The sequence below is a fragment of the Variovorax sp. Root473 genome (assembly GCF_001426505.1).
GTDB lineage: Bacteria > Pseudomonadota > Gammaproteobacteria > Burkholderiales > Burkholderiaceae_C > Variovorax.
The window spans coordinates 132,178-148,476 of record NZ_LMEV01000017.1; the positions used below are offsets into that span (position 1 = coordinate 132,178).

The 16,299-nt window shown below is 68.5% G+C and carries 18 protein-coding genes; 8 read left to right on the plus strand and 10 right to left on the minus strand.

All coding sequences use genetic code 11. The features are described from left to right. The first annotated feature begins 11 nt into the window (after positions 1-11). Positions 12-644, plus strand: a complete 633-nt coding sequence (locus ASD34_RS13865; protein WP_007837167.1) for a response regulator transcription factor — start codon at positions 12-14, stop codon at positions 642-644. Between the two features lie 7 nt (positions 645-651). Here ASD34_RS13865 and ASD34_RS13870 read toward each other — a convergent pair whose 3' ends face one another. Further along, positions 652-1,056, minus strand: coding sequence for a response regulator (locus ASD34_RS13870; RefSeq protein ID WP_056578323.1), 405 nt, complete (start codon positions 1,054-1,056; stop codon positions 652-654). Between the two features lie 271 nt (positions 1,057-1,327). Here ASD34_RS13870 and ASD34_RS13875 point away from each other — a divergent pair, with 271 nt between their 5' ends. Beyond that, positions 1,328-3,349: an AsmA family protein gene (locus ASD34_RS13875; RefSeq protein ID WP_056578325.1), complete on the plus strand. Its 2,022-nt coding sequence runs from the start codon at positions 1,328-1,330 to the stop codon at positions 3,347-3,349. Positions 3,350-3,373: 24 nt separating this feature from the next. Here ASD34_RS13875 and ASD34_RS13880 read toward each other — a convergent pair whose 3' ends face one another. From ASD34_RS13880 to gpmA, 3 genes are all read right to left on the minus strand, one after another. Next, positions 3,374-4,138 (minus strand): HesA/MoeB/ThiF family protein, encoded by a 765-nt coding sequence (locus ASD34_RS13880; RefSeq protein ID WP_056578327.1) that lies wholly within the window; start codon positions 4,136-4,138, stop codon positions 3,374-3,376. Positions 4,139-4,195: 57 nt separating this feature from the next. After that, entirely contained in the window at positions 4,196-5,638 is a 1,443-nt protein-coding gene (locus ASD34_RS13885; RefSeq protein ID WP_056582331.1) for a S41 family peptidase, read from the minus strand. Between the two features lie 123 nt (positions 5,639-5,761). Further along, on the minus strand, positions 5,762-6,505 hold the full coding sequence (gene gpmA / locus ASD34_RS13890) for a 2,3-diphosphoglycerate-dependent phosphoglycerate mutase (RefSeq protein WP_013543140.1): 744 nt from the start codon (positions 6,503-6,505) through the stop codon (positions 5,762-5,764). Positions 6,506-6,610: 105 nt separating this feature from the next. On the opposite strand from gpmA, the gene ASD34_RS13895 reads away from it, so the two are divergent. The 6 genes from ASD34_RS13895 (at position 6,611) to nadA (ending at position 10,952) form a co-directional block, all read left to right on the plus strand. Further along, positions 6,611-6,994, plus strand: coding sequence for a rhodanese-like domain-containing protein (locus ASD34_RS13895; RefSeq protein ID WP_414929885.1), 384 nt, complete (start codon positions 6,611-6,613; stop codon positions 6,992-6,994). 21 nt (positions 6,995-7,015) lie between these two features. After that, on the plus strand, positions 7,016-7,276 hold the full coding sequence (grxC, locus tag ASD34_RS13900) for a glutaredoxin 3 (protein ID WP_056578329.1): 261 nt from the start codon (positions 7,016-7,018) through the stop codon (positions 7,274-7,276). A gap of 127 nt (positions 7,277-7,403) precedes the next feature. Then, the gene (secB, locus tag ASD34_RS13905) at positions 7,404-7,868 is read left to right on the plus strand and encodes a protein-export chaperone SecB (RefSeq protein WP_056578332.1); all 465 of its coding nucleotides are present in this window, start codon (positions 7,404-7,406) and stop codon (positions 7,866-7,868) included. Between the two features lie 28 nt (positions 7,869-7,896). After that, positions 7,897-8,931: an NAD(P)H-dependent glycerol-3-phosphate dehydrogenase gene (locus ASD34_RS13910; protein WP_056578334.1), complete on the plus strand. Its 1,035-nt coding sequence runs from the start codon at positions 7,897-7,899 to the stop codon at positions 8,929-8,931. A 20-nt stretch (positions 8,932-8,951) separates the two neighbouring features. Beyond that, positions 8,952-9,830 (plus strand): carboxylating nicotinate-nucleotide diphosphorylase, encoded by an 879-nt coding sequence (nadC, locus tag ASD34_RS13915; RefSeq protein WP_056578336.1) that lies wholly within the window; start codon positions 8,952-8,954, stop codon positions 9,828-9,830. 6 nt (positions 9,831-9,836) lie between these two features. Beyond that, positions 9,837-10,952, plus strand: coding sequence for a quinolinate synthase NadA (gene nadA / locus ASD34_RS13920; RefSeq protein ID WP_056578339.1), 1,116 nt, complete (start codon positions 9,837-9,839; stop codon positions 10,950-10,952). 10 nt (positions 10,953-10,962) lie between these two features. Here the strand turns inward: nadA and ASD34_RS13925 are convergent, their stop codons facing one another. From ASD34_RS13925 to ASD34_RS13950, 6 genes are all read right to left on the minus strand, one after another. Beyond that, positions 10,963-11,325: a 6-pyruvoyl trahydropterin synthase family protein gene (locus ASD34_RS13925; RefSeq protein ID WP_056578341.1), complete on the minus strand. Its 363-nt coding sequence runs from the start codon at positions 11,323-11,325 to the stop codon at positions 10,963-10,965. Positions 11,326-11,364: 39 nt separating this feature from the next. Beyond that, complete coding sequence (gene queE / locus ASD34_RS13930; RefSeq protein WP_056578343.1) at positions 11,365-12,003, minus strand: 7-carboxy-7-deazaguanine synthase; 639 nt, start codon at positions 12,001-12,003, stop codon at positions 11,365-11,367. Next, positions 12,000-12,842, minus strand: a complete 843-nt coding sequence (panC, locus tag ASD34_RS13935; RefSeq protein WP_056578346.1) for a pantoate--beta-alanine ligase — start codon at positions 12,840-12,842, stop codon at positions 12,000-12,002. The genes queE and panC overlap by 4 nt, the downstream gene beginning before the upstream one ends. Before the next feature lie 19 nt (positions 12,843-12,861). After that, positions 12,862-13,767 (minus strand): 3-methyl-2-oxobutanoate hydroxymethyltransferase, encoded by a 906-nt coding sequence (gene panB / locus ASD34_RS13940; RefSeq protein ID WP_056578347.1) that lies wholly within the window; start codon positions 13,765-13,767, stop codon positions 12,862-12,864. A 72-nt stretch (positions 13,768-13,839) separates the two neighbouring features. Beyond that, the gene (nadB, locus tag ASD34_RS13945) at positions 13,840-15,435 is read right to left on the minus strand and encodes an L-aspartate oxidase (protein WP_056578349.1); all 1,596 of its coding nucleotides are present in this window, start codon (positions 15,433-15,435) and stop codon (positions 13,840-13,842) included. A gap of 20 nt (positions 15,436-15,455) precedes the next feature. After that, positions 15,456-16,292 (minus strand): segregation and condensation protein A, encoded by an 837-nt coding sequence (locus ASD34_RS13950; protein ID WP_056578351.1) that lies wholly within the window; start codon positions 16,290-16,292, stop codon positions 15,456-15,458. Between the last annotated feature and the right edge of the window lie 7 nt (positions 16,293-16,299).

Genomic DNA, 16,299 nt, shown 5'->3' on the forward strand with positions numbered 1-16,299 from the left:
GAAAGTAACAGATGATCAAAATTGGAATTGTGGACGACCACGCCATCGTGCGATCGGGCCTCCGGCAGTTCTTCTCCGAGCACGTGGACCTGCGCGTGGCGGGCGAAGCAGCCAGTGGGCGTGAAGCCATCGAACTGGTGCGCACGACCGAGCTCGACGTGCTGGTGATGGATCTGTCCATGCCGGGGCAAAGCGGTATCGACGCGCTCGCCATGATCCGCGCCAAGGCGCCGGATGTGGGCATCCTGATCCTCAGTGGCTATCCCGAGGAGCACTACGCGATGAACCTGATCCGCCAGGGCGCGAGCGGCTACCTCAACAAGGAATGCGATCCGATCGAGATCGTGAACGCCATCCGCACCATTTCGCTGGGCCGGCGCTACATCACGCCGGCCGTGGCCGAACTGCTGGCCCGCCAGCTTGACCGCAAGGACGATGCCGCACCCCACGAACAGCTCTCGGAGCGCGAGTTCCAGGTGTTCCTGAAGCTGGCCAAGGGCGAGACCGCCGGCGACATCGCCAAGACCCTGTCGCTGTCGGTGAAGACGGTGAGCACCTACCGTACGCGCCTGATGGAGAAGATGAACTTGTCGTCCAACAGCGACCTGACCTACTACGCGCTGAAGAACAAGCTCATCGATTGAGCACGGGCTAGGCATTGCCAGGCGTGGGCCGCAGCGTCGCGGCCTGGCGGATGCAGAAATCGACCAACGCGTCGATTTCGTTCGACTTGTCGAACACCGCGTCGACCCCGAACTCCGCGCAGCGGCGCCGGATGTCGGGCGTCGCATAGTTGCTGAGCACCACCACCGTCTGGCCGGGTTTGCGCGACTGGCAGGCCTGAAGAATGCCCAGGCCACTTCCTTGCTTGAGAAACAGATCGACGATGGCCAGGTGCCACGCATCCGCGTGGTCGCGCAGCCAGTCGCGCGCGTGCTGCTCGTTGTCGGCAAAGCCGACCACGGTCGTGCAGGTGAGCTCTTCCAGAGTGCCGATGAGGTTTTCACGGATCGTGGGGTTGTCTTCGACAACGTAGGTCTGCAATCTGGAATCCATGCCGAACCGCGCTTCCTCTGAGGTGGGCAGGTGCTTGTGTGTCCAAGCATCCCGCGAAGGAGAAGGCCTGCCCATGGACATTGAGGCTTTCCCGCCGTGGATCATGCAGGGTTCAAGAGCCGCGCGTTGTAGGCGGGTTCCGACGCCTGTGCAGGTCGCTGACTCCCCGCTTCTTCGCACCGTGCTTCGCGCTGTCTCGTAGGCCATGCCGCACGGGGGCTGCGGCGTGCCGCCGACCCGGGCCAGCGGCGTATCCGGGTAAGAATCGCCCATGGCAACCCAATCCCTTCGCGACCGGCCGCGCTGGCAGAAACTGCTGGTGGCCTTCGTGCTGCTGGTCGTCGCCTTGCTGGCTGCCCTGGCGCTTCTTGTGGCCTTCTTCCCGTGGGACACGCTGCGCGAACCACTCAACCGTTTCGTGAGCGAGAAGACCGGACGCAAGTTCGAGGTCACGCGCCGCCTCGACGTCGACCTGGGCTGGAAAGCGGCCACCGTGAATTTCGACGGCGTGGAGTTCGCCAACCCCGCGTGGGCGCGTGACCCGTACCTGGTGAAGGCCGAGCGCGCGAGCTTCGAGATCCGGCTCTGGCCGCTGATCGACAAGCGGGTGGTCATCCCGCGCCTGGCGCTGACCGCGCCCACCGTCGGACTGCAGATGGAGCCCGACGGGCGGCGCACCTGGGCCTTTGGCAAGGACACGTCCGACACCGGCACCGTGCCCACCATCGGACTGATCCAGGTCGACAAGGGCGCCGTCGACTTCCTGGCCACGCATCTGGGCGTCGACGTGCATGCTGATCTCGACTACGACAGCAACCGCGGCGAGTTGCCGCTGCACTACCGCATCAAGGGCCGTTACAAGGGCCAGCCCCTCACGGCGAATGGACGCACCGGCAACGTGCTGCAGATCAACGCCGCGGGCGCGCCGCCGTTCCCCCTCGAAATCGACGCGGCCGCCGGCCAGACGAAGCTCAAGGCCAGCGGCACGGTGGCCCAGCTTGCGGGCTTCGACGGCATCGACGCCAAGTTCCAGATCCGCGGCCAGACGTTGAGCGCGCTGTACCCGCTGATCGGCGTCGTGCTGCCGCAGACCCCGCCCTACGCACTGAGCGGCGGCCTGCGCAAGCGCGGCAAGCTCTGGGAGGCTGCGGGGCTCAACGGCCGGCTCGGCCTGTCGGACATCGGTGGCGACATGAGTTTCGACCAGGCCGACAAGGTGCCGCGCCTGTCAGGCACGCTGCGCTCGCGCGTGATGGACATGGACGACCTCGGGCCATTGATCGGCCTGCCGCCCACGGCGCGTTCCGCCAATGCGGTGGAGGGCGTGGCGCCCGTCGCCTCGGCCCAGCCCAAGCGCCCGCCCGGCGGCAAGGTGCTGCCGACCAACCCCTTCGACTTCGCGCGGCTGCATGCCATGAACGCCGACGTGGGCTACACCGCCGAATCCATCCGCAATGTGCGCCAGATGCCGCTGGACCGCGGCAGCGTCAAGATCAAGCTGACCGACGGGGTGCTGTCGCTCGACCCGCTCGACCTGGGCGTGGCCAGCGGCAAGCTCGCGGGGGCAATCCGCATCGACGCGAGCAAGACGCCGGCTGACATCCGGGCCTCGCTCGATGTGCGTGGCCTGCGGCTGGCGCGGCTGATTCCCAAGCTCGAAAGCTCGGGAAACAGCGTCGGCCGGCTCGACGGGCGCATCAACCTGTCGGGTGCCGGCAATTCGGTGGCCAGCTGGCTCGGCGGCGCATCGGGCGACATGGCCGTGCTGTCGGGGCGCGGCCAGTTCGGCAACCTCATGCCGGTGTTCGCGACGCTGGTGGGCGGCGACATCCTCAAGTTCCTGCTGCGCGGCGACCGCGACGTGGAACTGCGCTGCGCAGCATTGGCCTTCGACGTGAACAAGGGTGTGATGAACGGGCGCACGCTGGTGCTGGATACCACCAATGCCGTCTTTACCGCCACCGGCCGGGCCAATCTCGCGACCGAATCGCTCGACTTCGTGATCCGCCCCGAGCCCAAGGCCCCGAGCATTCTGTCGCTGCGCACGCCCCTGGTCGTGAGCGGCACCTTCGGCGCCCCGCGCGGCGGCGTCGAGGTGGGCCCGCTGGCCGGCCGTGGTCTCGCGGCGTTGGCGCTTGGCGCCATCAACCCGCTGCTGGCGCTGGCTGCGACCATCGAGACCGGTCCCGGCGAGAACGCCGACTGCACGGGTGTGCTGGCGCGGGCGAACCGCCCCACGACAGGCACTGCCTCGCGCGGCGCAGCGCGGGCCAAGGGCGCGCGTCAGCCTTGAACGAGAGCAGGGGGCGGCGGGCGCTCAGGCGCCGGCCTGGGGCCGCTGCGCGCAGACGCTGCAGTGCGGATCGCGCGAGACGCGCATCGTGTCGAAGCTCGTGCTGCGCCCGTCGAACATCAGCAGCTTGCCCGCCAGCGACGGCCCGATGCCCGCGAGCAGCTTGAGCGCCTCGCTGGCCTGCAGCGTGCCGATGGTGCCGACGACCGGGCCGAACACGCCGAGCACCGCGCAACGCGTTTCCTCGAAGCTGGCCTCGGGCGGGAACAGGCAGGCGTAGCAGGGGCAGGTGGTGTCGCGCGTGTCGTACACGCTCAGCTGCCCGTCGAAGCGGATCGCCGCGCCCGCCACCAGCGGTTTGGCGTGCGCCACGCAGGCGCGATTCACGGCCTGTCGGGTGGCGAAGTTGTCGCAGCAGTCGACCACCACGTCGGCATCGGCCACGAGCTGCGAGAGCATCGCTTCGTCGGCGCGCACGGCGTGGGTCTCGATGGCGATGCCCGGGTTGATGTCGCGCATGGCCTGCGCGGCCGATGCGACCTTCGGCTGGCCGACCCGTGCATGGGCGTGGGCCACTTGCCGCTGCAGGTTGGTGAGATCGACTTCGTCGTCGTCGACCAGCACGATGCGGCCGACCCCCGCTGCCGCGAGGTACAGCGCCACCGGCGAGCCCAGCCCGCCGGCGCCGATGACGAGCACCCGCCCGGCACTGACGCGTTCCTGGCCGTCGATGCCGAATTCTTCGAGGAGGATGTGGCGCGAATAGCGCAGCAGGTCGTGATCGTCCATGCGCGCTGCCTGGAACGGTGGCGCGAACCGCACGCAGGGTGCGGCCCGCTCGCCGGATCAGTTTTCCTTCTTCTCGTCCTTGTTGTCGACGATGACCTGCGTCTTGCTCACGAGCACCGGCTGGCCCTTCAGGCGGTTGAGCGCCTGCACCAGCGGGAAATCCTTGTCGGTGCCGAACTCGGGCACCTTGCGGTCCTGCGGCGGCTTCTTGGCTTCTTCCTCCAGGCGCTTGCGGGCTTCGTCACGGGCCTTTTCACGCTCGGGGTCTTTCACCTCGGGGCCCTGGCCGCTGGCCAGGTGCTTCTCGAGGTCGGCCTCGCGCATGCGCAGGGCGGCAAACGGGCTGCCTTCGGCGCTTTCGTCGATCAGCACGTTGGGCACGATGCCCTTGGCCTGGATCGAGGTGCCGCTGGGCGTGTAGTAGCGCGCCGTGGTGATCTTCAGGCCGGTGTCGGGGCCGAGCGGGCGCACGGTTTGCACCGAGCCCTTGCCGAAGGTCTGGCTGCCCATGATGGTGGCGCGCTTGTGGTCCTGCAGCGCGCCGGCCACGATTTCGCTGGCCGAGGCCGAGCCTTCGTTCACCAGCACCACCAGCGGCACGCTCTTGAGCGCCGCCGGCAGGTTGCGCAGTGGGTCGCCGCCCGAACGGCGCTGGTAGAACTCGGGCGCCGCCTTGTAGATCGACTTGCTTTCGGCCAGCTGGCCGTCGGTGGTGACCACCGTGACGTTCTCGGGCAGGAAGGCCGCCGACACCGCCACGGCCGCGTCGAGCAGGCCGCCCGGGTCGTTGCGCAGGTCGAGCACCAGGCCCTTGAGGTTCGGGTCTTCCTTGTAGAGCTCTTCGATCTTCTTGACGAAGTCGTCGACCGTGCGCTCCTGGAACTGCGACAGGCGGATCCAGCCGTAGCCCGGCTCGATCATCTTGCCGCGCACCGACTGGGTACGGATTTCCTCGCGCGTGATCGTGACCGGGAAGGTGCGGCTCTCGTCCTTGCGGAAGATGGTCAGCAGCACCTTGGTGTTGGCCTCGCCGCGCATGCGCTTGACGGCCTCGTTGAGCGACAGGCCGCGCACGGCGGTATCGTCGATCTTGGTGATCAGGTCGTTCGGCTTCAAACCGGCGCGAAAGGCCGGCGAGCCCTCGATGGGGGAGACGACCTTGATGAGGCCGTCTTCCTGCGAGATCTCGATGCCGACGCCGACGAAGCGGCCCGTGGTGCCCTCGCGGAATTCCTTGAAGGACTTCTTGTCGAAGTACTGCGAGTGCGGATCGAGCCCGGCCACCATGCCCGAGATGGCGTCGGAGATGAGCTTCTTCTCATCGACCGCCTCGACATAGTCGCTCTTGACCATTCCGAAGACGGCCGCGAGCTGCTGCAGTTCCTCGAGGGGGAGCGGCGCGAGCGAACCTCGCGCGACCGTCTGCAGCGAGACGGTGGTCAGGACGCCAGCAACGGCGCCGGCGGCGACCCAGCCGGTGATCTTCAGTTTCTGGCCCATCATGAGTGAAATGTCCTGTATGTCGACGGCTGTCGAACCAATATACACAGCTTGGAAGCAAATTGCCTGCCGGGGTTCCACGAAGGGAGCGGCAGGCCGGGTTTTCTTCTTTTGCTTACGCCTTCAGCCCTTGCCTTGCGACGCCACCGCGGCGGCGGCCTTTTCGGCGGCTGCGGCATCGCCCAGGTAGTAGTGGCGCAGGGGCTTGAGGTCGTCGTCGAGCTCGTAGACCAGCGGAATGCCGTTCGGGATGTTCAGGCCGACGATGGCGTCGTCCGAGATGCCGTCCAGGTACTTCACCAGCGCGCGGATCGAATTGCCGTGCGCGGCCACGACGAGGCGGCGGCCGGTGCGGATGGCCGGCGCCATCGATTCGTTCCAGAACGGCAGCACGCGCGCCACCGTGTCCTTCAGGCACTCGGTCAGCGGGATCTGCTCGGGCGAGAGCTTGGCGTAGCGCACGTCGGAGCGCTCGCTGCGCGGGTCGTCCGCTTCCAGCGGCGGCGGCGGGGTGCTGTAGCTGCGGCGCCAGACCAGCACCTGCTCGTCGCCGTACTTCTTGGCGGTTTCGGCCTTGTTCAGGCCCTGCAGGCCGCCGTAGTGGCGCTCGTTCAGGCGCCAGGAATGCACCACGGGCAGCCAGGTGCGGTCGAGTTCGTCCAGCGTGTGCCAGAGGGTGCGGGTGGCGCGCTTCAGGACGCTGGTGTAGGCCACGTCGAAATCGTAGCCCTCGGCCTTGAGCAGCCGGCCGGCCTGCTTGGCCTGCTCGACGCCGGTCTCGGTCAGGTCGACGTCGGTCCAGCCGGTGAAACGGTTTTCGAGATTCCAGGTCGATTCGCCGTGGCGGATCAGTACCAGTTTGTGCATGTCGGAGGCCTTTGGAAGCGCGTGGGAAAACCAGCATTCTAAAATCCCGGGTTTGCCATCCAAGGAACCCCCGTGAAATTGATCGAATTCGTCACCGCGAACTGGATGCTGATCCTGATGGCGCTCACTTCGGGCGGCATGCTGGCCTGGCCGATGCTCCGCGGTGCGGGCGGTGGCACGCTCACGGCCCAGGGCGCCGTGCAGCTCATCAACCGCGAGCGCGCGGTGCTGGTCGACGTGCGCGAACCCGAAGAGTTCGCCGGTGGCCACATGATTGGCGCCAAGAACGTCCCGCTGAACCAGCTCGAAGAAAAGCTGACCGGCGCGGTCAAGAACAAGAACGTGCCGCTGCTGCTGGTATGCGCCACTGGCGCCCGCGCCCAGCGCGCCGTGGCCACGGCCAAGAAGCTCGGTTACGAGCAGGCCCAAGCGGTGGCTGGCGGGCTCAAGGCCTGGAAAGAGGCTAACCTGCCGGTTGAAAAGGCCTAACTCTTCCCCAAGGTACAGCGTATGCAAGCCGTCAAGATGTACACCACCGCGTTCTGCCCGTATTGCACGCGTGCCAAGCAGATCCTCAAGGCCAAGGGTGTCGAGCAGATCGAAGAGATCCGCATCGACACCGACCCGCAGGCCCGCACCACCATGATGGAAATCACCCAGCGCCGCACGGTGCCGCAGATCTTCATCGGCGACACCCACGTGGGCGGCTGCGACGACCTGCAGGCCCTCGACAGCCGCGGCGGCCTCGTCCCGCTCCTGCAAGGCGCCTGATCCCCGTGCGGCCGGGCGTCACGAAAGTGCGCGGGCCGTCGGGCGATAATCGTTCGTTCCTCCATCTGCAGCCCGCTGCGGGACCTTCTCCCCGGCGGGCATTGTTTTGATCCTCGAAAGTTCAGCCATGGCCGACCAGCAAGCCCAAGATCCCGTGTTCCAGATCCAGCGCGTCTACCTCAAGGACCTGTCGCTCGAGCAACCCAACTCGCCCGCGATCCTGCTGGAGCAGACGCAGCCGACCGTCGACATCCAGCTCGGCGTGGACGCCCAGCCCGTGGCCGACGGCATCTTCGAGATCACCGTGTCGGCCACCGTGCAGACCAAGATCGAAGACCGCACCGTGTTCCTTGTCGAAGCCAAGCAAGCCGGCATCTTCGAGATCCGCAACCTGCCGGAAGACCAGATGGGCCCGATCCTGGGCATCGCCTGCCCGCAGATCGTCTACCCGTACCTGCGCGGCAACGTGGCCGACGTGATCCAGCGCGGGGGCTTCCCGCCCGTGCACCTGGCCGAAATCAACTTCCAGGCCATGTACGAGCAGCAGCAAGCCCAGGCCGCCGGCCAGGCTGCCCCCACCCTGGCCCAGTAAACCGGCCGCACGACGCCGCCAGCGCACGATGAAGATCTGCGTTCATGGCGCCGGTGCCTGGGGCACGGCCGTCGCAGTCAACGCGGCGGCCCGCCACGAGGTCACGCTGTGGGCGCGCGATGCCGCCCAGGCCGACGCCATGTCGGCTGCGCGTGAAAACACCCGCTACCTTCCCGGGCTGGCCCTGCCGGCCTCGCTGGCCGTGCGCGCGGGCGACATCGCCCAGGCGCAGGCCGGGGTTGACCTTGTCATCGTGGCCACGCCCATGGCTGCCCTGCGCGAACAGCTGCTCGCCCTGCGCGGCACCAGCGCCCAGGTGGCGTGGCTGTGCAAGGGCGTCGAGCCCGCGCTCGATGCCTCTCCCACCGCCTACGGCCTGCTCGCCCACGAGATCTGGGCCCAGGTGGCACCTGAACTGAAGGCGGGCGTGCTCAGCGGCCCCAGCTTTGCGCAGGAGGTCGCCGAAGGGCGCCCGACCGCGCTGGTGGCCGCCAGCCCGCACACCAGCGTGCGCGATGCGCTGGTCGATGCCTTCCATGGCCCGGCCCTGCGCGTGTACGCCAACGACGACATCGTTGGTGTCGAAGTCGGCGGCGCCGTGAAGAACGTGCTCGCCATCGCCACCGGGCTGTGCGACGGCCTCGCGCTCGGGCTCAACGCCCGCGCGGCGCTGATCACCCGCGGCCTGGCTGAAATGACCCGCTTCGGCCTGGCGCTCGGCGCCCGCGCCGACACCTTCATGGGCCTGTCGGGCCTGGGCGACCTCGTGCTGACCGCCACCGGCGATCTCTCGCGCAACCGCAAGGTCGGGCTGCTGCTGGCCCAGGGCCGCACGCTCGCGCAGGCCGTCGATTCGCTGGGCCACGTGGCCGAGGGCGTGTACTGCGCCCGCACCGTGGTGCAGCGCGCGCGCGGCCTGGGCATCGAGATGCCCATCGCCGAAGGCGTGGTCGCGCTGCTCGACGGCCAGGTGAGCCCGCGCGACGCCGTCGCGGCGCTGACCGGGCGCGACCCGGTGCCGGAGTCGGTTCAATCCGGTCCGGCCGGCCGCCTTTCCTCCTAAGAAAACAGAATTCCAGAGACATGAGCCCTCGCTTTGATTTCTCGGCGTCGGCCGTCGCCGCGCTGGCCGAGTCCGACGTCGCCCGCGCCCTGCAGGAAGACGTCGCCGACGGCGACCTGACCGCCTCGCTGGTCGATGCGTCCCGCACCGCCCATGCCCGCGTGCTCGCGCGCGAAACCGCCGTCGTGTGCGGCGCGCCCTGGGTCGAGGCCACCGTGCGGCGGCTCGATCCGCAGGCGCGCATCACCTGGCTGTGCGGCGAGGGCGAACGCTGCGTCGCCGACCAGCCCGTGCTCGAAATCGAAGGCGGCGCCCGCGCGCTGCTGACAGCCGAGCGCACCGCGCTCAACTTCCTGCAGCTGCTGAGCGCTGTCGCCACCAAGACCGCTGTGTACGCCGACGCCGTGAAGGGCACGCGCGCCCGCATCGTCGACACCCGCAAGACCCTGCCGGGCCTGCGCCTGGCGCAGAAGTACGCCGTGCGCACCGGCGGCGGGCTGAACCACCGCATCGGCCTGTACGACGCGGTGCTCATCAAGGAAAACCACATCGCCGCAGCGGGCGGTGTCGCCGCCGCCCTGCGCGCGGTGGCGCCCGTGGCCGCGCAGGCGGCTTTCGTCGAGGTCGAGGTCGAGACCCTGGCCCAGCTGCAGGAAGCGCTGGACGCCGGTGCCCGCATGGTGCTGCTCGACAACATGGACCTGCCCACGCTGCGCGAAGCCGTGCGCATCAACGACGCGATGGGCGACGACCGCAAGGCCGTGCTCGAGATCTCGGGCGGCGTCACGCTTGACGGCCTGCGCGCCCTGGCCGAGACCGGTGTCGACCGGATCTCGGTCGGCGCGTTGACCAAGGACGTGAAGGCCATCGACTACTCGATGCGTTTCCTGACCCACTGAACCGCCATGACGACCGCTTCCGTCATCGATGTTGACTACGAACAGCCCGCGCAAGGTGCGGTCTGCGACACGCGCCACGCCTGGGCCCGTGTGCCCCCCGAGCCTTCGCCCGATGAACGCGTCGCGCTGAAGGACCGCATCCGCCGCCTGCTGCGCGAGCGCAACGCGGTGATGGTGTCGCACTTCTACGTGCACCCCGACCTGCAGGACCTCGCCGAGGAAACCGGCGGCATCGTGAGCGATTCGCTCGAGATGGCGCGCTTCGGCCGCGACCACGCCGCCACCACGCTGGTGGTGTCGGGCGTGCGCTTCATGGGCGAGACCTCGAAGATCCTCTCGCCCGAAAAGCGCGTGCTGATGCCCGACCTGGACGCCAACTGCTCGCTCGACCTGGGCTGCCCGGTCGACGCCTTCAGCGCCTTCTGCGACGAGCATCCCGACCGCACCGTGGTGGTCTACGCGAACACCAGCGCGGCCGTGAAGGCGCGCGCCGACTGGCTCGTCACCTCCAGCTGCGCGCTCGACGTGGTGAACGCGCTGCATGCGGCCGGCCAGAAGATCCTCTGGGGCCCCGACCGCCACCTGGGCGACTACATCCGCCGCCAGACCGGCGCCGACATGGTCAGCTGGAATGGCGCGTGCATCGTGCACGACGAGTTCAAGGCGCTCGAACTCGAGCTGCTCATGAAGGCGCACCCGAAGGCCAAGGTGCTGGTGCACCCCGAGTCGCCCTCGGATGTGATTGCGCTGGCGCATGCCGTGGGTTCCACCTCGGCCATCCTGAACGCGGCGCAACGCTTCGACGCGACCGAGTTCATCGTCGCCACCGACACCGGCATGCTGCACAAGCTGCGCACGCTGAACCCCGGCAAGACCTTCATCGAAGCGCCCACAGCGGGCAATGGCGGCACCTGCAAGAGCTGCGCGCACTGCCCGTGGATGGCGATGAACGGGCTGGTCGAGCTCGCGAATGCGCTGGAGACCGGCGCGGGCGAGATCCACGTCGATCCGGCGCTGGGCGTGCGCGCGCGCGTGCCGATCGATCGGATGCTGGCGTTCACGGCTGGGCTGAAGAACGGACAGGCGCCTGGCAGCCTGGTCGCCGGCATCGGCGCGGCCTGACCGGCGGCGGCTAGAACTCCACCGTACAGCTGTCGCCCAGCGCCTCGCGCCACACGCGCACGCGCGCCAGCGACGCCCGCAAATCCGGCAGCGCTTCCGCGATGAACACGCACAGGTTCTCCAGCGTCGGCGGATGCAGCCCCGGCACGTCGTCCAGCAGATGGTGGTCGAGCTGTTCGCGCACGTCCTCGAGCCGGCGGCGCAGCAGGCCCAGGTCGATCACCATGCCCGTCACCGGGTCGCGTTCGCCCGCCAGCCACACCTCCGCGTGGTAGGTGTGGCCGTGAATGCGGCGGCTGCCTTCGACCTCGATCTCGCGTTTGAGCGTGTGGGCGGCGTCGAAGAAGAAGCGTTGGCTGATGGTGAAGCGCATCGTCTGAAAAAGAAACTCGGAAACAAAAAGGCAGTCGCTTCAGCGGATGCCTGTGATCTTGTGGGTTTGCACGCTCAGGCGCCACACCGGCTGCTTCATGCATTCGGCGATGCACAGCTCGGTGTTGGCGAGCCGGTCGGGCCCGTCCATCGGCTGCAGGAAGCGGTGCGTGAATTCGCCCGTGCGCGCCATCGCATCGAGGTCGATGCCGGCCTGCGGCCACACGAGCTTGAGCTCCTGGCCGCGCTGCTGCACCCACGGCGCGCCGGCCTTGGGGCTGATGCACAGCCAGTCGATGCCGGCGGGAGCAACGACCGTGCCGTTGCTCTCGACCGCGATGCGAAAGTGCCGCGCGTGCAGCGCATCGACCAGCGCCGCGTCGACCTGCAGCAGCGGCTCGCCGCCCGTGAGCACGACCAGCCGGTGCGCGGTGTCGCCTGCGGGCCATTGCGCGGCGATGGTGTCGGCGAGCTGGTCGGCGTTCTTGAACTTGCCGCCCAACGTGCCGTCGGTGCCGACGAAGTCGGTGTCGCAGAAACGGCACACGGCCGTGTCGCGGTCTTCCTCGCGGCCGGTCCAGAGGTTGCAGCCGGCGAAGCGGCAGAACACGGCCGGCATGCCGGCCTGGCCGCCTTCGCCCTGCAGCGTGTAGAAGATTTCCTTGACGCTGTAAGTCATGAAGCGAGGGGCGTGTCGATTTCGAGGTTGTCGATGAGCCGCGTGCTGCCCAGCCGCGCGGCGGCCAGGGCCACGAGCGCATCGCCGGGTTGCGGCGCCTGCAGGTCGGCGCGGCGGCGCAACACCACGTAGTCGGGCTGCCAGCCGCGCTGCGCGAGCGACTGCATGGCGCGCGCCTCGAGGGCGGCCACGTCGCGCTCGCCGGCGCGCACGGCTTCGGCCATATCTCGCAGCGCCTTCGACAGCTGCACGGCCTCGGCGCGCTCGGTGGCGCTCAGGTAGCCGTTGCGCGAGGAGAGCGCCAGGCCGTCGTCGGCGCGGAAGGTCTCGCCGCCCACGATGTCGATGGGCAGCGCGAACTGCCGCACCATGTGGCGGATCATCATGAGCTGCTGGTAGTCCTTCTTGCCGAACACGGCCACGCCCGGCTGCACGCACTGGAACAGCTTCATCACCACCGTGCACACGCCGATAAAGAAGCCGGGGCGGAAGTGCCCTTCGAGCAGGTCGGCCAGGGCCGGGTCGGGGTGCACCTTGCAGGTCTGGGGCTCGGGGTAGAGCGCCTTCTCATCGGGCGCGAACAGCACGTCGCAACCGGCGGCGCGCAGCTTCTCGCAGTCGCTGTCCCAGGTGCGCGGGTAGGTGTCGAAGTCTTCGTGCGGCAGGAACTGCAGGCGGTTCACGAAGATGCTCGCCACCGTGGCGTCGCCCAGCGGCCTGGCCTGGCGCACGAGCGCGAGGTGGCCCTCGTGCAGGTTGCCCATGGTGGGCACGAAGGCGGGACGCTGGCTGGAAGACAGGTGCTGGCGCAGTTCGTCGATGGTCTTGGCGATGTACATGGTCGGTGTCCTTTTGTGCTTACCAGGCGTGGAGGCGGTCGTCGGGGAAGCTGCCGTTCTTCACGGCCTGCACGTAGGCCTGCAGCGCGGGCAGCACGCCCGGCGCGTCGGCCATGAAGTTGCGCACGAACTTCGGCATCTTCCCGAGGTTGATGCCCAGCATGTCGTGCAGCACGAGCACCTGGCCCGCGGTGCCCTTGCCGGCGCCGATGCCGATGGTGGCGCAGTGCTTCAGCTCCGTGGTGAGTTCGGCGGCCAGCGCGGCCGGCACCATCTCGAGCACCAGCATGGCGGCGCCCGCGTCCTGCAGCGCGTGGGCCTGCTGCTTGAGCAGCGCGCCAGCGCTGTCGCCCTTGCCCTGCACGCGGTAGCCGCCGAGCGCATGCACGGTCTGCGGCGTCAGGCCCAGGTGGGCGCACACGGGAATGCCGCGCTCGACGAGAAAGCGCACGGTTTCGGTGGTCCAGCCGCCGCCTTCGAGCTTGACCATGTGCGCGCCGGCCTGCATCAGCACGGTGGCGCTGGCCAGGGCCTGCTCGCGCGATGCCTGGTAGCTGCCGAAGGGCAGGTCGGCGATGAGCCAGGTCGTGCCCTGCACGCGGCGCAGGCCGCGCGACACGCTGTCGGTGTGATAGCGCATGGCGTCCAGGCTCACGCCCACGGTGCTGTTCAGGCCCTGGCAGACCATGCCCAGCGAGTCGCCGACCAGCAGGCAGTCGATGCCGGCCGCGTCGGCCATGGCCGCGAAGGTGGCGTCATAGGCGGTGAGCATGGCGATCTTCTCGCCGCGCGCATGCATGTCGGCCAGCCGCGGCAGGCTCACGGGCTTGCGCTGCGCCAGGGGCGAGGCGGGCGGCAGCGTGCCGTAGGGCGTGGCGGCCGGGGCTTCGGAGGATGGGGTGGGTGTGGAAGGGGTGTTCGACATGGTTGGCTTTCTCCCTGCGGGCGTCGGTGGCCGGGCATCCTGAGGGTGATCGAAAGGTGACGAAGGGTGGGCTCAGTCGGCCGGTGGCACCAGCACGGTGGGTGCGGTGGGCTCGGCCAGCGAAGGGTAATCGCGACTGAAATGCAGGCCACGGCTCTCGTGGCGGGCCTGCGCGGAACGCACGATCAGCTCGGCCACCTGCACCAGGTTGCGCAGTTCGAGCAGGTCGCGCGTGACGTGGAAGTTCGCGTAGAACTCCTGGATCTCGGCCTGCAGCAGCGCGATGCGGTGGCTCGCACGCTCCAGGCGCTTGTTGGTGCGCACGATGCCGACGTAGTCCCACATGAAGCGACGCAGCTCGTCCCAGTTGTGGGAGATGACCACGGCTTCGTCGGCGTCGGTGACGCGGCTTTCGTCCCAGGCGGGCAGCGCGGCGCATTCGCGCGACGGCGCCTGCGCAATGGCGTCGGCCGCGGCGCGCGCGAACACCATGCACTCGACCAGCGAATTGCTGGCCAGCCGGTTGGCACCGTGCAGGCCGGTGCAGGCGGTTTCGCCGATGGCGTACAGGCCCGGGATGTCGGTGCGACCGGCCAGGTCGCTGAGCACACCGCCGCAGGTGTAGTGCGCGGCGGGCACCACGGGAATCGGCTCGCGCGTGATGTCGATGCCCAGCTCCAGGCAGCGCGCCAGGATGTTGGGGAAGTGCTCTTTCAGAAACGCGGGCGGCTGGTGCGAGATGTCGAGGTACACACAGTCCAGGCCGTGCTTCTTCATCTCGAAGTCGATGGCGCGGGCCACCACGTCGCGCGGCGCGAGCTCGGCGCGCTCGTCGTGCTTCGGCATGAAGCGCGTGCCGTCGGGCAACTTGAGCAGCCCGCCTTCGCCGCGCACCGCCTCGCTGATCAGGAACGACTTGGCATGCGGGTGGTACAGGCAGGTCGGGTGGAACTGGATGAACTCCAGGTTCGACACCCGGCAGCCCGCGCGCCAGGCGGCGGCAATGCCGTCGCCGGTGGCGGTGTCGGGATTGGTCGTGTACAGGTACACCTTGCCCGCGCCGCCGGTCGCCAGGATGGTGTGTGGCGCACGGAAGGCCAGCACCTCGTCGGTCTCGTCGTCCAGCGCGTACAGGCCCTGGCAGGACGGATCGGCCAGCCCGAGCTTGGTGCCGGTGACCAGGTCGACCAGCGTGTGGTGTTCGAACAGCGTGATGTTCGGCGTGCGGCGCACGCGCTCGATCAGCACCTGCTGCACGGCCGCACCGGTGGCGTCGGTCACGTGCACGATGCGGCGCTGGCTGTGGCCGCCTTCGCGCGTCAGGTGCAGGCCTCCACCGTTTTCCTTGCCTTCTTCCGAGAAGGGCACGCCGAGTTCGCGCAGCCAGCCGATGGCCTGCGGCGCGCCTTCGACCACGAAGCGCGTGGCCTCGGGGTCGCACAGGCCGGCGCCGGCCACCAGCGTGTCTTCCACGTGGGCGTCGAAGCTGTCGCCCGCCGCCAGCACGGCCGCGATTCCGCCCTGGGCCCAGGCGCTGGAGCCGTCGTTCAGCGCGCGCTTGGTGAGCACGGCCACGCGGTGCGTGGGGGCCAGGTGCAGCGCGGCGGACAGGCCTGCGAGGCCGCTGCCGACAATGAGGACGTCGAAGTCGCGAACGGCGGAAGTCACAGGCGTGGGAACCGGTTGGGTCAGGCCGGCGAGTAGGCCAGCCGGACGTAAATAGGGGCGAAGGCCTCGGCCTGCGTGATGTCGATCAGCGTCTCCTTCGCGAGCTCGAGCATCGCGATGAAGGTGACGATCAGCACCGGCACGCCGCGCGAGACGTCGAAGAGCTTCTCGAACTCGACGAAACGCTGGCCCTGCAGGTGACGCAGCACGATGCTCATGTGCTCGCGCACGTTGAGTTCCTCGCGCGAGATCTTGTGGTGCTGCACGAGCTTGGCGCGCTTCATGATGTCGGCCCAGGCGTCGCGCAACTCGACCACGTCGACGTCGGGAAAGCGCGGCTTGATCGACTGCTCGATGTAGACCTGGGCCTTCCAGAAGTCGCGCCCGTACGTCGGCAACGCGCTGATGGCGGCGGCCTGCAGCTTGGTCTGCTCGTACTCCATGAGCCGGCGAACCAGCTCGGCGCGCGGGTCTTCGGCCTCTTCGCCGTCGGCCACCTTCTTGGGCGGCAGCAGCATGCGCGACTTGATCTCGATCAGCATCGCGGCCATCAGCAGGTACTCGGCCGCGAGCTCGAGGTTGGTCTGGCGGATTTCGTCGACGTAGCTCAGGTACTGCCGCGTGAGCCCCGCCATCGGGATGTCGAGGATGTTGAAGTTCTGCTTGCGGATCAGGTACAGCAACAGGTCGAGCGGGCCCTCGAAGGCCTCCAGAAAAACCTGCAGCGCCTCGGGCGGGATGTACAGGTCTTTCGGCATCGCGAACAGCGGCTCGCCGTAGAGCCGGGCCAGGGCGACCTGGTCGACGACCTCGGGCATGCTGGCCACGATCGTGCCGTTGTCCTCGTCTGCGCTCATGAGGCGG

Excerpts from the sequence above, each read along its gene's own strand:
- ASD34_RS13870 (WP_056578323.1), bottom strand. The coding sequence starts at position 1,056 with ATGGATTCCAGATTGCAGACCTACGTTGTCGAAGACAACCCCACGATC.
- grxC (WP_056578329.1), top strand. The coding sequence starts at position 7,016 with ATGCAAGCCGTCAAGATGTACACCACCGCGTTCTGCCCGTATTGCACG.
- ASD34_RS13865 (WP_007837167.1), top strand. The coding sequence starts at position 12 with ATGATCAAAATTGGAATTGTGGACGACCACGCCATCGTGCGATCGGGC.
- panC (WP_056578346.1), bottom strand. The coding sequence starts at position 12,842 with ATGTACATCGCCAAGACCATCGACGAACTGCGCCAGCACCTGTCTTCC.
- panB (WP_056578347.1), bottom strand. The coding sequence starts at position 13,767 with ATGTCGAACACCCCTTCCACACCCACCCCATCCTCCGAAGCCCCGGCC.
- ASD34_RS13885 (WP_056582331.1), bottom strand. The coding sequence starts at position 5,638 with ATGGGCCAGAAACTGAAGATCACCGGCTGGGTCGCCGCCGGCGCCGTT.
- ASD34_RS13880 (WP_056578327.1), bottom strand. The coding sequence starts at position 4,138 with ATGGACGATCACGACCTGCTGCGCTATTCGCGCCACATCCTCCTCGAA.
- ASD34_RS13910 (WP_056578334.1), top strand. The coding sequence starts at position 7,897 with ATGAAGATCTGCGTTCATGGCGCCGGTGCCTGGGGCACGGCCGTCGCA.
- queE (WP_056578343.1), bottom strand. The coding sequence starts at position 12,003 with ATGACTTACAGCGTCAAGGAAATCTTCTACACGCTGCAGGGCGAAGGC.
- ASD34_RS13950 (WP_056578351.1), bottom strand. The coding sequence starts at position 16,292 with ATGAGCGCAGACGAGGACAACGGCACGATCGTGGCCAGCATGCCCGAG.
- secB (WP_056578332.1), top strand. The coding sequence starts at position 7,404 with ATGGCCGACCAGCAAGCCCAAGATCCCGTGTTCCAGATCCAGCGCGTC.
- nadC (WP_056578336.1), top strand. The coding sequence starts at position 8,952 with ATGAGCCCTCGCTTTGATTTCTCGGCGTCGGCCGTCGCCGCGCTGGCC.
- nadA (WP_056578339.1), top strand. The coding sequence starts at position 9,837 with ATGACGACCGCTTCCGTCATCGATGTTGACTACGAACAGCCCGCGCAA.
- ASD34_RS13895 (WP_414929885.1), top strand. The coding sequence starts at position 6,611 with ATGCTGATCCTGATGGCGCTCACTTCGGGCGGCATGCTGGCCTGGCCG.
- ASD34_RS13875 (WP_056578325.1), top strand. The coding sequence starts at position 1,328 with ATGGCAACCCAATCCCTTCGCGACCGGCCGCGCTGGCAGAAACTGCTG.
- gpmA (WP_013543140.1), bottom strand. The coding sequence starts at position 6,505 with ATGCACAAACTGGTACTGATCCGCCACGGCGAATCGACCTGGAATCTC.
- ASD34_RS13925 (WP_056578341.1), bottom strand. The coding sequence starts at position 11,325 with ATGCGCTTCACCATCAGCCAACGCTTCTTCTTCGACGCCGCCCACACG.